The sequence below is a fragment of the Caulobacter sp. GW822-FHT07D08 genome, assembly GCF_058798735.1.
This window is the reverse complement of record NZ_JBXAKU010000001.1, coordinates 1-14,313: the sequence shown is the minus strand read 5'-3', so window position 1 is coordinate 14,313 and position 14,313 is coordinate 1. Positions and strand designations below refer to the sequence as shown.

The 14,313-nt window shown below is 69.5% G+C and carries 12 protein-coding genes; 5 read left to right on the top strand and 7 right to left on the bottom strand.

Going from position 1 to position 14,313, the window contains the following annotated elements; translation table 11 throughout:
* Window positions 1-121: 121 nt before the first annotated feature.
* From AC1RJ9_RS00060 to AC1RJ9_RS00040, 5 genes are all read right to left on the bottom strand, one after another.
* Window positions 122-1,501: a glutamine synthetase family protein gene (locus AC1RJ9_RS00060; RefSeq protein ID WP_492835882.1), complete on the bottom strand. Its 1,380-nt coding sequence runs from the start codon at window positions 1,499-1,501 to the stop codon at window positions 122-124.
* 139 nt (window positions 1,502-1,640) lie between these two features.
* Window positions 1,641-3,002: an aspartate aminotransferase family protein gene (locus AC1RJ9_RS00055; protein WP_492835884.1), complete on the bottom strand. Its 1,362-nt coding sequence runs from the start codon at window positions 3,000-3,002 to the stop codon at window positions 1,641-1,643.
* A 133-nt stretch (window positions 3,003-3,135) separates the two neighbouring features.
* Entirely contained in the window at window positions 3,136-4,590 is a 1,455-nt protein-coding gene (locus tag AC1RJ9_RS00050) for an NAD-dependent succinate-semialdehyde dehydrogenase (RefSeq protein ID WP_492835886.1), read from the bottom strand.
* A 7-nt stretch (window positions 4,591-4,597) separates the two neighbouring features.
* Window positions 4,598-6,097, bottom strand: coding sequence for an aldehyde dehydrogenase (locus tag AC1RJ9_RS00045; RefSeq protein WP_492836113.1), 1,500 nt, complete (start codon window positions 6,095-6,097; stop codon window positions 4,598-4,600).
* Window positions 6,098-6,153: 56 nt separating this feature from the next.
* The gene (locus AC1RJ9_RS00040; protein WP_492835888.1) at window positions 6,154-6,828 is read right to left on the bottom strand and encodes a GntR family transcriptional regulator; all 675 of its coding nucleotides are present in this window, start codon (window positions 6,826-6,828) and stop codon (window positions 6,154-6,156) included.
* A 211-nt stretch (window positions 6,829-7,039) separates the two neighbouring features.
* Between AC1RJ9_RS00040 and aptA the strand changes: the two genes are divergently transcribed.
* From aptA to AC1RJ9_RS00025, 3 genes are all read left to right on the top strand, one after another.
* The gene (gene aptA, locus AC1RJ9_RS00035) at window positions 7,040-8,353 is read left to right on the top strand and encodes an omega-aminotransferase AptA (RefSeq protein WP_492835890.1); all 1,314 of its coding nucleotides are present in this window, start codon (window positions 7,040-7,042) and stop codon (window positions 8,351-8,353) included.
* A gap of 83 nt (window positions 8,354-8,436) precedes the next feature.
* Entirely contained in the window at window positions 8,437-9,885 is a 1,449-nt protein-coding gene (locus AC1RJ9_RS00030) for a serine hydrolase domain-containing protein (protein WP_492835892.1), read from the top strand.
* A gap of 110 nt (window positions 9,886-9,995) precedes the next feature.
* Entirely contained in the window at window positions 9,996-11,156 is a 1,161-nt protein-coding gene (locus AC1RJ9_RS00025) for an acyltransferase family protein (protein WP_492835894.1), read from the top strand.
* Here the strand turns inward: AC1RJ9_RS00025 and AC1RJ9_RS00020 are convergent.
* Window positions 11,153-12,115, bottom strand: a complete 963-nt coding sequence (locus AC1RJ9_RS00020) for a bifunctional helix-turn-helix transcriptional regulator/GNAT family N-acetyltransferase (protein ID WP_492835896.1) — start codon at window positions 12,113-12,115, stop codon at window positions 11,153-11,155. The genes AC1RJ9_RS00025 and AC1RJ9_RS00020 overlap by 4 nt on opposite strands.
* 68 nt (window positions 12,116-12,183) lie before the next feature.
* On the bottom strand, window positions 12,184-12,666 hold the full coding sequence (locus AC1RJ9_RS00015) for a hypothetical protein (RefSeq protein ID WP_492835898.1): 483 nt from the start codon (window positions 12,664-12,666) through the stop codon (window positions 12,184-12,186).
* Between the two features lie 140 nt (window positions 12,667-12,806).
* Between AC1RJ9_RS00015 and AC1RJ9_RS00010 the strand changes: the two genes are divergently transcribed.
* Window positions 12,807-13,190, top strand: a complete 384-nt coding sequence (locus AC1RJ9_RS00010; RefSeq protein WP_492835900.1) for a BlaI/MecI/CopY family transcriptional regulator — start codon at window positions 12,807-12,809, stop codon at window positions 13,188-13,190.
* On the top strand, window positions 13,190-14,313 hold a 1,124-nt coding region (locus AC1RJ9_RS00005), incomplete at its 3' end, for a M56 family metallopeptidase (RefSeq protein ID WP_492881525.1). The genes AC1RJ9_RS00010 and AC1RJ9_RS00005, both read left to right, overlap by 1 nt.

Sequence of the window (14,313 nt, the reverse complement as noted above, 5' to 3'; positions counted from 1 at the left end):
GGGGTGACACGGTCGGCCGGTAGCGCTCCGTTCGCGCCACATCCTGAACCGCTGTCACCCCCATCCCCAACCCTTCCCCCATCAGAGGGGGAAGGGAGAAACCCTATTCACCACACCACCATCAGGCGTTGCGGAGGTACCAGTCGAAATCGAGTTCGGTGACGACCTCGAAGAAGCGCGCCTGTTCGGTACGCTTGACCGAGACGAACATGTCCACGAAGCGGTCGCCGAGATAGTCGCGCAGCACGGCGGACGTCTCGAACAGGTCGACCGCCGCGAACCAGTTGGACGGCAGCCGGATGTTCTCCTTGGCCGCCGCCGCGTAGCCGTCGCCGACCACCGCCGGGCCCGGATCGAGCTTGTTGGCGATGCCGTGGTGGGCGCTGGCCAGCAGGACCGCCATCACCAGGTACGGATTGCCATCAGCGCCGGCGACGCGGTGCTCGACGTGGCGGGTCTTGGGCGGACCAGCCGGCACGCGCAAGCTGACCGTGCGGTTGTTGACGCCCCAGGTCGGGGCGACCGGCGCGTAACTGTTGGCCTTGAAGCGGCGATAGCTGTTGGCGTTCGGCGCCAGGATCGCCATGCCTTCGCCCAGCAGCACCTTCATGCCGGCGATGGCCTGCTTCAGCAGCGGCGAGCCCTCCAGATCCTCGGCGGCGCACAGGTTGTTCCCGTCGGCGTCATTGACGCTGAGATGGACGTGGAAGCCGTTGCCGGCCCGGTCGCTCCACGGCTTGGCCATGAAGGTGGCCTCGCAGCCGTGACGCAGAGCGACGCCCTTGGCGGCGCGCTTGTAGAGCACCGCGTCGTCGGCCGCGCGCAGGGCGTCGGGCTTGTGCTTCAGGGTCAGTTCGACCTGGCCGGGGGCGAACTCCGAGATCGCGCCCTCCAGCGGCACGCCCAGCACGTCGGCGGTGTCCCACAGCTCGCGCAGGAACGGGGCGTGGGCCTCCAGCTCGGGCAGGCCATAGACCTGGATGCCCGTGGGGCGCAGGCCGGTCTGCATCGACTTGGCCGGTTGCAGCTCGCCGTTCGAGCCGCGCTGCAGGTCGACGAGGTAGTATTCCAGCTCGCACGCGGCGACAGGCGTCAGGCCGTCGGCGGCGTAGCGGTCCAGCACCCTTTGCAGCACGTGGCGCGGGTCCAGGTCGTTGGGCGTCCCGTCCAGCTCGTACATCGACAGCATGACCTGGGCGACGTCGGGACCGAGCCACGGGGCCAGGGTCAGGGTGCCGGGCACGGGCCGCGCGCGGCGGTCGGCGTCGCCGTCCTCCCACACCAGGCCGGTGTCCTCGCAGTCGGCGCCGTTGGTGTCGACCACCAGCACCGAGCCGGGCAGGAAGCGGCCGTACTCATAGATGGCTTCCAGCTCATGCACCCGCAGCCGCTTGCCGCGCGGCACGCCGGTCATGCTGGTGAAGAACACCTCGACGAACTTCACCTGCGGATTGGCGGCGAGGAAATCGCGGCATTCTTTGAGATCAGCGACCATGCTCATGCCCGCGCCCCACCAAAATCCGATTTCCCCGGCGAATGCCGGGGCCCAGATCGTAAGGCTGGGACGCGCCAATCGCGGCAAAAGCTCAAGTCGGATCTGGGTCCCGGCATTCGCCGGGAAGATCGGATGTTTGAAGCGTTCATCCAGGCATCTCCCCCATCGCGGCCGCGAACCCATCAACGGCCGCGACCAGCCGGTCGATCGCGGCGTCTTCAGTGACGGGCGAGACCAGCATCATGTTGTGAAAGGGCGCGATCAGGACGCCCCGGTTGATCAGCCACAAGTGCAGCGCTTCCACCGCCTGATGGTCCAGCACTTTCCGCATCGCGGCGGCGTTCTTCGGCGGAGGATCGGCGAACACCAGTTCGACGCGGGCGCCGACATGGGCGACGGACCACGCCAGCGCGCGCGCGGCGATCACGGCCTTCAGCCCCGCGACCAGCCGCTCGGCGCCGGCCAGTATCTTGGCGTAGGCCGCGTCGGTCATCACCTCGGACAGCATGGCCCGCATGGCCGCCATGGCCAGCGCATTGCCCGACAGCGTCGTGCCGATGCCGGACTGGCCCGGACCGATCCGCGCCTGGGCCTCATCCATCCGCGCCGACAGCTCGGCGGTCACGCCCCAGACGGCGGCCGGCACGCCGCCGGCGACGGCCTTGCCCAGGACGAAGATGTCGGGCTCCAGCCCGTGGGCGCGGGTATAGCCGCCGGGGCCGGTCGAGATCGTATGCGTCTCGTCGAGGATCAGCAGGGTCCCGGCCTCGCGGGTCAGCCGGCGCAGCGCGTCATGGAAACCCGGCTCTGGCAGGATCATGCCGCAGTTGGTCATCACCGGCTCGGCCAGCACGGCGGCGACCTGGTCGGACGCGAGCGCGTTCTCCAGGGCCGCCAGGTCGTTGAACGGAACCACCCAGGTGGTGGCGGTCAGGTCGTGGACCTGGCCCAGCAGACCCGGCTTCATGACCCGGGCGCCGTCCTTCAGCACCACGAAGGCGTCATCGACCATGCCGTGGTAGCAGCCGTCGAACACCAGGATCACCGGCCGCCCGGTCACCGCCCGCGCCCAGCGGATCGCCGCGCGGTTGGCGTCGCTGGCCGTGGTCGCCGTCTGCCACAGCGGCAGGCCGAAGCGCTCGGCCAGCAGCTTGCCGACAATCGCGGCCGAGGCGGTCGGCAGCATGAAGCCCGCGCCGCGCCGGATCTGGTCGGCGACGGCGGCCGCCACGGATGGATCGCCGTGTCCGAACATCGCGGGCGTGTCGCCCAGGCAGAAGTCGTCATACAACTTCCCGTCCACGTCGGTGACCTGCGCGCCCACCCCCTGAACGGCGAAGATCGGGCTGGGGCTGGCCCAGTCGTTCATCCAGTGCATCGGCGCGCCGCCGCGCCAGTGGACGGCCGCCGCCTCGGCCATGGCGATCGAGCGCGGATGCTCGGCGAGGAAGCGGGCGCGTTCGCTGGCGAGGAGGTCGGAGAGGGAGCGGGTGAGGTCGGCGATCATCCCGCGGCCTCGATGAAAACTGTCATCCCGGGCGAAGACCCGGGACCGCCGGAAACGCTGAGCTCCTGGCGGTCCCGGATCGGCGCGCTACGCGCTTGTCCGGGATGACAAATTTGGATGGCGGACGCTTGTCTCATCCCACCCCGCCAAAACACAGGTATTTGGTCTCCAGATACTCGTCCAAACCCTCGGACGAACCCTCGCGGCCCAGGCCCGACTCCTTGACCCCGCCGAACGGCGCGACCTCGGTCGAGATCAGGCCTTCGTTGATGCCGACCATGCCGGCCTCGATCGCCTCGGCCACCCGCCAGCAGCGGCCGACATCGCGGCTGTAGAAGTAGGACGCCAGGCCGAACGGCGTGGCGTTGGCCAGCTCGATGGCCTCGGCTTCCGTCTCGAACTTCACGATCGGCGCGACCGGGCCGAAGATCTCCTCCTGGAACAGCGCCATCTGGGGCGTGGCGTCGACCAGCACCGTCGGCTGGTAGAACAGGCCGCCCAGGCCGTGCAGGTCGCCGCCGGTCAGCACCTTGGCCCCGTCGCGGACCGCCTCGGTCACCAGGCGGTCGACCTTGCACAGCGCCTTGTCGTTGATCAGCGGACCGATCTGGACCCCGTCGCCCGTGCCCGGACCGACCTTCAGCGCCGCGACCTTCTCGGCCAGCCGCGCGGCGAAGGCGTCGTGGATTCCCGCCTGCACGATCAGCCGGTTGGCGCAGACGCAGGTCTGGCCGGTGTTGCGGTACTTGCTGGCGATCGCGCCGTCGACGGCGGCCTCCAGGTCGGCGTCGTCGAAGACGATGAAGGGCGCGTTGCCGCCCAGCTCCAGGCTGAGCTTCTTCATCGTGCCGGCGCATTGGGCGTAGAGGAGTTTTCCGATCGGGGTCGAGCCGGTGAACGACAGCTTGCGGACCCGGCCGTCCTCGCACAGCGCCTTGCCGATGGCGCTGGAATCCTTGCCGGTGACGACGTTCAGCACCCCGGCCGGCACGCCCGCCTCGACCGCCAGCCGGGCGATGGCCAGGGCGCACAGCGGCGTCTCGGCGGCGGGCTTCACCACCACCGTGCAGCCCGAGGCCAGGGCCGGCCCAACCTTGCGGGTGATCATGGCGATCGGGAAGTTCCACGGCGCGATGGCCGCGCAGACTCCGACCGGCTGCTTGATCGACATCAGCCGCTTGCCGGGCATCGGGGTCGGAATGGTGTGGCCGTAGCCGCGCTTGGCCTCGTCGGCGAACCAGTCGATGAACGCCGCGCCATAGGCCACCTCGCCCTTCGCCTCGGCCAAGGGCTTGCCCTGCTCGGCGGTCATCAGCCGCGCCAGGTCGTCGGCGTGGGCGAGCATCAGGTCGCTCCACCTGCGCAGGATCGCCCCACGCTCCTTGGCGGTCTTGGCGGCCCAGATCGGGAAGGCGCGGTGCGCGGCCTCGATCGCGACCCGCGTCTCGCCGGCGCCCAGGTCGGCCACGTTGGCGATCACCGTCCCGTCGGCCGGATTGAGCACCTCGAACGTCGCGTCGCCCTCGATCCAGAGGCCGTCGATGAAGGCTTCGGTTTCAACGAGATTCAGGCGGGAAGAACTGGTCATGGGCGGGCTACCTCAACGTCACGGACACCGACTTCAGGTCGGCGTACTTGTGCAACGCATGAAGGCTGCGGTCGCGACCAAAGCCCGACTGCTTGAAGCCCCCGAACGGCATGGTGATGTCGCAGGCGTCCCAGCCATTGACCCAGACCAGCCCCGCCTTCAGCCGCCGCGCGCCGCGCAGGGCGCGGTTGATGTCGGACGTCCACAGGCCGGCGGCCAGGCCATAGACGGTGTCGTTGGCCAGTTGCAGCGCCTCGTCCTCGGACTTGAAGCTCATCACCCCCAGCACCGGCCCGAACACCTCCTCACGGGCCAGGGTGTGGTCGGCGTCCAGCCGGTCGAAGATGGTCGGCTCGACATAGAAGCCGCCGCTGTCCTGGCGGATGCGCTGGCCGCCCAGAACGCGGCGCGCGCCCTGGCTGTCGGCGGTGGCGATGTAGTCCAGCGCGGTGTTCATCTGCCGCTCGCTGACCATGGCGCCGAACTGGGTGGCCGGATCCAGCGGATCGCCGACGACCATGCCCCTGGCGACGGCCACGACCTTCTCCAGGAATTCGTCCTTGATCGAAGCCTCGACCAGCAGGCGCGAGGCGGCGGTGCAGACCTCGCCCTGGTTATAGAACACGCCCCAGGCGGCGGCCTGGGCGGCGGCGTCCAGGTCCGGACAGTCGGCGAAGACGATCTGGGGCGACTTGCCGCCCAGCTCCAGGCTGACCCGCTTGAGGTTCGAGCGAGCCGAATATTCCATCAGCTTGCGGCCGACCGGACCCGAGCCGGTGAAGGCGATCATGTCGACGTCCATCGACAGGGCCAGGGCCTCGCCGGCGACGCCGCCGAGGCCGGGGACGACGTTCAGCACCCCCGCCGGGAGCCCAGCCTCGAGGGCCAGCTCGCCCAGCTTCAGGGCGGTCAGCGGCGACTGTTCGGCCGGCTTCAGCACCACCGAATTGCCCATGGCGAGCGCGGGCGCGACCTTCCACATCGCCATGTGCAGCGGGAAGTTCCACGGCACGATCGCCCCGATCACGCCCAGCGGCTCATGGACCGCGTAGCTCAGGCGGTCGACCGGCGAGGCCCCGACCTCGCCATAGACCTTGTCCAGCGCCTCGGCGTACCAGCGGCAGGTGTTGATCGCCAACGGCACATCGACATTGCGCGCGTCACTGATCGGCTTGCCGACGTCCAGGCTCTCCAGCAGCGCCAGGTCCTCGGCGTCGCGCTCCATCAGTTCGGCCAGGCGGAACAGCACCTTCTTCTTGGCGCGCGGGCCCTGGTCGCGCCAGCGGCCATCCTCGAAGGCCGTGCGGGCGCTGAACACGGCCAGGGCCACGTCCTCGGGCTGGCAGGCCGTCACCAGGTTCAGCACCCGGCCGTCGCGCGGCGAGACATTGTGGAAGGTCGCCCCCGTGACGGCCTCGACCCGCGCGCCGTCGATCACCGCCAGGCAGGGCAGCTCCAGTCGGGCGAGACGCTCGGCAATGTCGGCGGGCAAGGTCACGCGGGATATCCGTACTGATTGTGATCACAGTTTGCCGGACCACCGGAAGTGTCAAGCATCCGACTTTATCTCGCCGCGTCTACCGCGACGCGCATCTTGTCCATGCCCTCGGACAGGTCAGCGGCGACGGCGCGGCGGGCGCCGTCCGCGTCGCCAGCCTTCAGGGCGTCGATGGCCTCGGCATGGCGATCCGCGATGAGGCCGTCGGCCCCCACCCGGCCGAACACCACCCGCATGAACGGTCCGACCTGCAGCCACAGGCCGCCGGCCATCGACAGCAGTACGTCCGCCCCCGCCCGCTCATAGAGGGCGAAGTGGAAAGCGTGGTTGGCGGTCATGTAGCGGTCGACATCGCCCAGCCGCAGCGCTTCGTCGACATCGGCGTCGATCGCCTGCAGCTGGCGAACCAGGCCGGCGTCGGCGTGGGTCGCGGCGCGGGCCGCCAGCTCCGGCTCGACCCATAGCCGGGCCAGGGACAGCTGCTCCAGCCGGTCGGCGGTCAGCGATGGGACGGACAATCGCTTGTTGGCCGGATTGATCGCCAGGGCCCGCTCGGCGACCAGACGGCGCACGGCGTCGCGCACCGGCATGGGGCTGACGCCGAGTTCGGCGGCCAGGCTGCGCAGGGACACGCCCTTGCCGGGCGCGATCCGGCCAGTGATCAGGGCCTGCCGGATGGCCTCATAGACCTGGTCATGAACGGCGGTCTGGTCGGCCAGCGGACGGCGGGTCTGAACCATCTTTTCCACCTCCTTCCGATCTTCCCGGCGAACGCCGGGATCCAGATCCCAAAGCGTCAATGCTGATGGGATGGGCGCCGCGCTTCTGGAACGCGCTTCAGCGCTCTTCCATCTGGGCCCCGGCATTCGCCGGGGAGATCGGATGGAAGAGAACACTTCCGAAGAAGATCAAATTGCGATCACAATGCAAGGCTCTCGCGAAGGACCCGCCATGCCCAGCGCCAACGACCTCGACGCCTTCTGGATGCCGTTCACCCCGAACCGGCGATTCAAGGCCCATCCCCGGATGCTCTCGTCCGCCAAGGGCATGATCTACAAGACGCCGGAGGGCCGCGAGGTGCTGGACGCCACGGCGGGCCTCTGGTGCGTCAACGCCGGCCATGATCGCCCGAGGATCCGCGAGGCCATCCAGAAGCAGGCGGCCGAGATGGACTACGCGCCCTGCTTCAACATGGGCCATCCGCTGGCCTTCCAGTTCGCCTCGCGCCTGGCGCAGATCACGCCGAAGGGGCTGGACCGGATCTTCTTCACCAACAGCGGTTCGGAGTCGGTCGACACCGCGCTTAAGATCGCCCTGGCCTACCACCGCGCCCGAGGCAAGGGGACCAAGACCCGGCTGATCGGCCGCGAGCGCGGCTATCACGGCGTCGGCTTCGGCGGCATCTCGGTCGGCGGGATCCCGACCAACCGCAAGTATTTCGGCTCCCTGCTCACCGGCGTCGACCATCTGCCCCACACCCACGGCGTCCCAGGCAACCACTTCGCCAAGGGCCAGCCCGAGCATGGCGCCCATCTGGCCGACGAGTTGGAGCGGATCGTGGCCCTGCACGACGCCTCCAACATCGCCGCCGTGATCGTCGAGCCCGTGGCCGGCTCCACCGGCGTGCTGGTTCCGCCGAAGGGCTATCTGGAGCGCCTGCGGGTCCTCTGCGACAAGCACGACATCCTGCTGATCTTCGACGAGGTGATCACCGGCTTCGGACGCCTGGCCGCCCCGTTCGCCACCGACCGCTTCGGCGTCACGCCCGACCTGATCTGCCTGGCCAAGGGCCTGACCAACGCCACGGTCCCGTGCGGCGCGGTGGCGGCCTCCACCCAGATCTACGACACGATGCTCGAAGGCGCCGACGCGCCGATCGAGCTGTTCCACGGCTACACCTATTCGGCCCACCCCCTGGCCTGCGCGGCGGGCCTCGCCACCCTGGAGACCTATCAGGAGGACGACCTCTTCAATCGCGCCGCGTCGATGGAGGCCTACTGGCAGGACGCCCTGCACAGCCTGGCCGACGCCCGCCACGTCATCGACATCCGCAACCTCGGCCTCGTCGCCGGCATCGAGCTCGCTCCCCGCGCCGGCGCGCCAACCGCCCGGGCGATGGAGACGTTCGAGACCTGCTTCGACGAAGGCCTGCTGATCCGCGTCACCGGCGACATCATCGCCCTGTCGCCGCCCCTGATCCTGGAGAAGACGCACATCGACCGGATGGTCGAGACGCTCCGGAAGGTGCTCGCCAAGGTCGACTAGGCGCGAGCGTACATTACCGATTGTTGTGTTGCCCTCGCGGTCCGGAGCCTCTGAACTCCTTGCCGCACAAGGGGGCTCGCCACATGACCATCATCAGACCCGCCGGCATCCTCGCGATCGCCTGCGCCATCGCGGCGCCAAGCTGGGCCGCGAGCCCGACGGTCGAGCAGCGCGTCCAAAGCGTCACCACCGGCCTGCGATCCGCCGTCGAGATCAAGGGCGCGCCGCCGGCCAGGCGTACGCTCGAAAACCAGATGGCGGCCCTGCACGTGCCGGGCGTCGCCATCGCGGTGATCCGGGGCGGCAAGGTCGAGTGGGCGCGCGGCTTCGGCGTCACCCGCCAGGGCGGCGAACCGGTCACCGCCGACACCCTGTTTCAGGCCGGTTCGGTCAGCAAGCCGGTCGCCGCCATGGCGGCCCTGGCCGTGGTCCAGGACGGCCGACTGTCGCTGGACACCGACGTCAACAAGACCCTCAAGAGCTGGACCCTGCCGGCCAGCCCCTTCACCGCGACCACGCCGGTCACCCTGCGCGCGCTGCTGTCGCACACGGCCGGAACCAGTGTGCATGGCTTCGCCGGCTACGCGGCCGGCGCGCCCGTCCCCACCCTTCCCCAGGTGCTGAGCGGCACAGCGCCGGCCAACTCCGCCCCCGTCGTCGTCGATCAGGCCGTGGGAAGCGCTTATCGCTATTCCGGCGGGGGCTATTCGATCGCCCAGCAGATGATGATCGACGCCACGGGCCAGACCTTCCCCGTCGTCGTCCGCGACAAGGTGTTCGCGCCGATCGGCATGACCCGCAGCACCGAGGACCAGCCGCTGGACGCCGCGCGCGCGGCCCACGCGGCTTGGCCGCACGACACCAAGGGCGCGCCCGTCGCGGGCGGTCCCCACACCTATCCGGAAATGGCCGCCGCCGGCCTGTGGACCACCGCCAACGACCTGGCCAAGTTCGTGATCGACCTGGCGAAGTCGGCGAACGGCGAGAGCGGCCACGTCCTGTCGCCCAAGACCGCTCGCGAGATGCTGACGCCGGTGAAGTCGGGCTATGGCCTTGGCCTGTCGGTCCAGGGCGCCACGGCGCGCAAGTACTTCTATCACAACGGGTCCAACGCCGGGTACAAGGCGGTGATCCTGGCCTATCCCGACACCGGCGACGGCGTCGTCGTGCTGACCAACGGCGACCAGGGCTACCAGCTCAGCGAGGCGATCGTCCGCGCCGTCGCGATCGAATATGGCTGGCCCGACTATCACCCCATCGAACGTCCCGTCATTCCGGCGCCGATGGCCGAGCAGGCCAAGTTCGTCGGGACCTTCACGATCGGCGAGGCCGGCGACTTCACGATCCGTCGCGATGGCGATCGGCTGGCGGCCGACATCTGGACCGGCGTCGTCGACCCGCTGTTTCCGGACACGCCCAGCAGTTTCTTCATCACCGCCCAGGATCTGAGGATCGTGTTCAGCGATCCCGACCACGGCGCCCTGATCCTGCGCGACGACAAGGTCGCGTTCACGCGCAAGCCGGCGAAGTGATCCTTGAATTTGTCCTAGGGACAAATTCGAAAACCCCCTTGTCGTCCGCCGACGAATACAGCAAGCCTCCCGCCCAATACTGAAAAGGGGCGGGGAGGCCCTGATCGCGCATGAGTTCCGACGCCGCCGCGACCTCGACCGACGCCACCGCGCCCGCCAAGAGCCACTACGTCATCCTCGATGGACTGCGGGGCGTCGCCGCCCTGATGGTGGTGCTGTTCCACCTGTTCGAGGCCCACGCCGGCGGCGACCCGGAACGGCAGATCATCAATCACGGCTACCTGGCGGTGGACTTCTTCTTCCTGCTGTCGGGCTTCGTGGTCGCCTACGCCTATGACGACCACTGGGGCGGCATGAGCGTCTGGCAATTCTACAAGCGCCGCCTGGTCCGCCTGCAGCCGATGATCATCGTCGGCGCGCTGATCGGCGCGGCCCTGCTGGGCTTCCAGCACTGGTCGCTGTTCCCCAAGCTGGCGACCGTCACCGCCTTGCAGGTGCTGGTGATGGTGCTGCTGGGCTTCGTGATGATCCCCATGACCCCGGCGGCCGAGCCGCGCGGCTGGGGCGAGATCTATCCGCTGAACGGACCGCAGTGGTCGCTGTTCTACGAGTACATCGCCAACATCCTCTATGCCGTGGGCCTGCGGAAGCTGTCGAACCGCTGGCTGGGCGCGCTGGTCGCGGCGTCGGCGCTGGCGCTGATCGGCCTGCTGGTCCTGGGCCCGCGCGGCGACGTGATCGGCGGCTGGGCGCTGGACAGGAGCGGCGTCCAGATCGGCCTGACGCGGGTGATGTTCCCGTTCTTCGCCGGCGTTCTGCTGATGCGCCTGGGCAAGCGGATCAAGGTCCCCAACGCCTTCGCCGTGTGCAGCCTATTGCTGATCGCCAGCCTGTCCCTGCCACGCTTCGGCATGGGCGAGCTTCGCTGGGTGAACGGCCTCTACGAGGCAGCCTGCATCATCCTGCTGTTCCCGCTGATCGTCGCCATCGGCGCGGGCGAGAAGGATGTCGCCAAAGGAGATTGGCATGGCCCCAGCGTACGGATCGCCCGCTTCTTCGGCGACCTCTCCTACCCGCTCTACGTCACCCACTATCCGCTGATCTATATCTACACCGGCTGGGTCGTGGACAGGAAGGTCGGGCCGGCCCAGGGCGCCCTGGTCGGGGCCGGGGTGTTCGTGCTGGCGGTGGCGATCGCCTGGGCCTGCCTCAAGCTCTATGACCAGCCGGTCCGGCGCTGGCTGGCGCGCAAGGTCCTCGCCAAGGCCTAGCCGCGCGGGCGGTACGACATGGCCACGTCGCAGCGTTCATAGCGCGCGCCGAACATCGCCATGATCTCGGCGTCGTGGACGAAGCCCAGCTTCTCGTAGAGGTGGATGGCCGGCCCGCACTTGCGATTGGTCAGCAGATAGACCTTGTCCATGCCCAGGCTGGCGGCGCGCTCCAGGGTCTTGGCCAGCAGGAACTCGCCGACCTTCAGGCCCCGGGCGCTGGCCAGGACGCCCATCTTGGTCAGTTCCACCCAGCCGTCCTTCGAGACCATCAGGGCGCAGGTCCCGACCACGCCCAACTCGGCCGTCTGCGCGAACAGCACCACCCCGCCCTTGTCGAGGATCAGCTCGCGCGGCCGCGACAGCAGGGCGATGTCGTTGTCCTCCAGGACGAACATGTCCTCAATCCACTCGGCGTTGATCCGGTAGAACGCCTCCGCCAGGTCGTCGGAGAAGTCGCGCGCCCAAAGGGCCGGCACGCCAGCGGTCTGGATCCGCGTCAGCAGCGAGGCCGCGTCCAGCCGCGCCTCGACCTTGGCCAGGCCCTGCATGAAGTCGCCGGAAAGCCCCTCGACCAGTTCGGCGGCGGCGGGCTCGATGCGCGGCAGAAGCTCGGTCTGCACCCGGACCATCAGCGCCTCGCCCGCTTGCGTCAGCGCCAAGCGCTTGGAGCGGCCGTCGCCCGGCGTACGGCGGGCCTCGACGAAGCCGTCGCGCTCCAGGGCTCCGAGCGCCCGGGTGACGGTCGGCTGGGCCAGTCGCAGGCGCTGGGCCAACTCGCCCACGGCGATCGGGCCATGCAGGCGGATAGTCATCAGCAGCGACATCTGGGCCGGCTGCACCGGCAGGTCCAAAGACCGCGCCACCTCGGCCGCGTCGGCCTGCATCCGCTCGGCCAGCCGCTTAAGGCGGCTGCCCAGGAATCCCACGCCAAACCCCGCCAGCAGATCGACTTCCATAGCGCGCCTCCAAATTCATAGCACGCTATATAGCTTGCTATGAGAATTCGGGATGCGCAAGCGGGCGACTACATCCGGAACGGCGGGATGACCGCGCAACGCACCTGGCCGCCGCGCACCTCGACGGCGGCGGAGTGTCCGCCGGTCAGGTCGTAGAACCGATCATGGCCTCCGACCGACACGACCAGATAGTCGGGCGCGTTGAACTTGCACACCGGATAGCGCGCCGCCGCGCCGCCCGTCCGGTCGATCAGGTGCGTGCAGGTCATCGTCCCGCCCAGACGCCGGAACAACACGTCGTCATAGGGCGTGGCCTGCGGCAGCTTGCGGAGGCTGCGGAAGGTCAGGGGCTCCAGTGGCGCGCAGGGCGGGCCCTCGACTCGCCAGAAGGCGTCCCGCTGGGCCTGAACCGCGCGATCGTGGCGCGCCGTGACCGCCAAGCCCACGCCGATCAGGACCGCGAAGCCGATGGCCACCGCCACCCAGCGCCAGCGGCTTGGCGCACGCCCTGTGAGGGGGATTTTACCGATACGAACCTGATCCGTCGCCATAGCTGAACTCACGCACGTAAATTAGATGTACATACGTAAATCAAGACGCCATGTTTGTCACTAGAGAACGTTGGTCACCACGCTTGACGCGCGTGCGTTACATTTGTAGCGTACTCACGACATCACGAAAGCCGTTCCCCATGACCGAACCCTCCGACCTGGAACTGGAAGTGCTGAAGGCCTTCTGGCGCGGCGGCGCGATGAGCGCCCGCGAGGCGCAAGGCCTGATCGAGCCGGAGCTGGGCTGGAGCGCCTCGACCACCCGCACCGTGCTGGAGCGGATGGTGGCCAAGGGCCTGCTGGTCCGTCGCTCGGTGCACGGCCTGGCGGTCTATGAGGCCCGGACGGGCAAGGTCGACGTGATCGGCGGCGTGCTGAACCGCCTGCGGGGGCTGCTCGAGATCGACGGCCGCCTGCCCGCCTCGGCCTTCGCCGGCAGCCAGATCCTGTCCGAGACCGAGATCGAGGAACTGGAAACCCTGCTCAACACCATCCAGCCCTCAGGCGACAAGGAGTCCAAGTGATGCATCCGTTGCTGACCTCCACCGCCCTGGGCCTGGTCGCCGCCTGGCCCGTCGGCGCCCTGGGCTTTGGCCTCGGCCGCCTGGTCGAGCGCCTGACCGACGACCCGCGCCCGCGCGCCGCCGCCTGGAGCCTGGCCTACGCCCTGCCGGCCGGCGCCCTGGCCGCGACCATCGCCCTGACTTTCGCCCCGGCCGCGCCGCGGCCGGTCGCGCCGCCCGCCATGGTCGTTCCGGGTCCGGTCCGTATGGCCGTGGTCGAGATGACGCCCGACGTGGCGCAGCCCGCGGCGGCGGCCCCGACCTGGTCGCCCTCGCCCGTCCTGACCAACGGCCTGGCCTGGAGCCTGGTCGGTCTCTCGGCCGCCGGCCTGCTGACGCGCGGCTGGCGCTGGAACCGCGGCCGGCGTCGCCTGGCCCAGGTCCGCGCGGCCGCCGAGCCGTGCCAGGACCGTGCCCTGGTCGAGGCCGTCCGCCTCCGCGCCACCCGCCTGGGGGTCAGCGCGCCGCGCGTGCGGATCAGCGACGCCGTCTCCGAACCGCTGCTCGCCGGCGCCCGCCGCCCGGTGATCCTGTTGCCCAAGGCGCTGGCGCAGAGCGGCGACACCCGCCGGCTGGAGCTGGTCTGCGGCCACGAGCTGGCCCACCTGCGTCGTGGCGACAACTGGCGCATCCCGGCCGAGGAAGCCCTGGCGGGCCTGTTCTGGCTGGTCCCGCCGGTCAAGGCCCTGCGCGGCCGGATGCTGGCCGCCCGCGAAGCCGTCTGCGACCTGACCGCCCTGGACGGCGCCGCCCCCGAGGCCCGCCGCGACTATGCCCGCGTGCTTGTCGAGGCCCTGAAGATGAACGCCCAGCCCTCGCCTAAGTTGGCCTTCGAGTCGGCCTTCACCGGCCGCGACCGCGACCTGGCCGCCCTGCGCCTGTCGGCGATCCTGCAGCCGCGAGGCCGCGCCTCGGCCTTGCGAGTGGGCCTGACCCTGGTGCTGGGCGGCGCCCTGACCGCCGCGACCGGCGCCGGCTCGCTGGCCCTGGCCGCCCAGGCCCGCCGCCTGGCTCCGCCGCCTTCGCCCGAGACCGTCGCGGCCGCGGAGGCCGTCGCGGCCATCGCCGCCGAGGACGCCGCGCC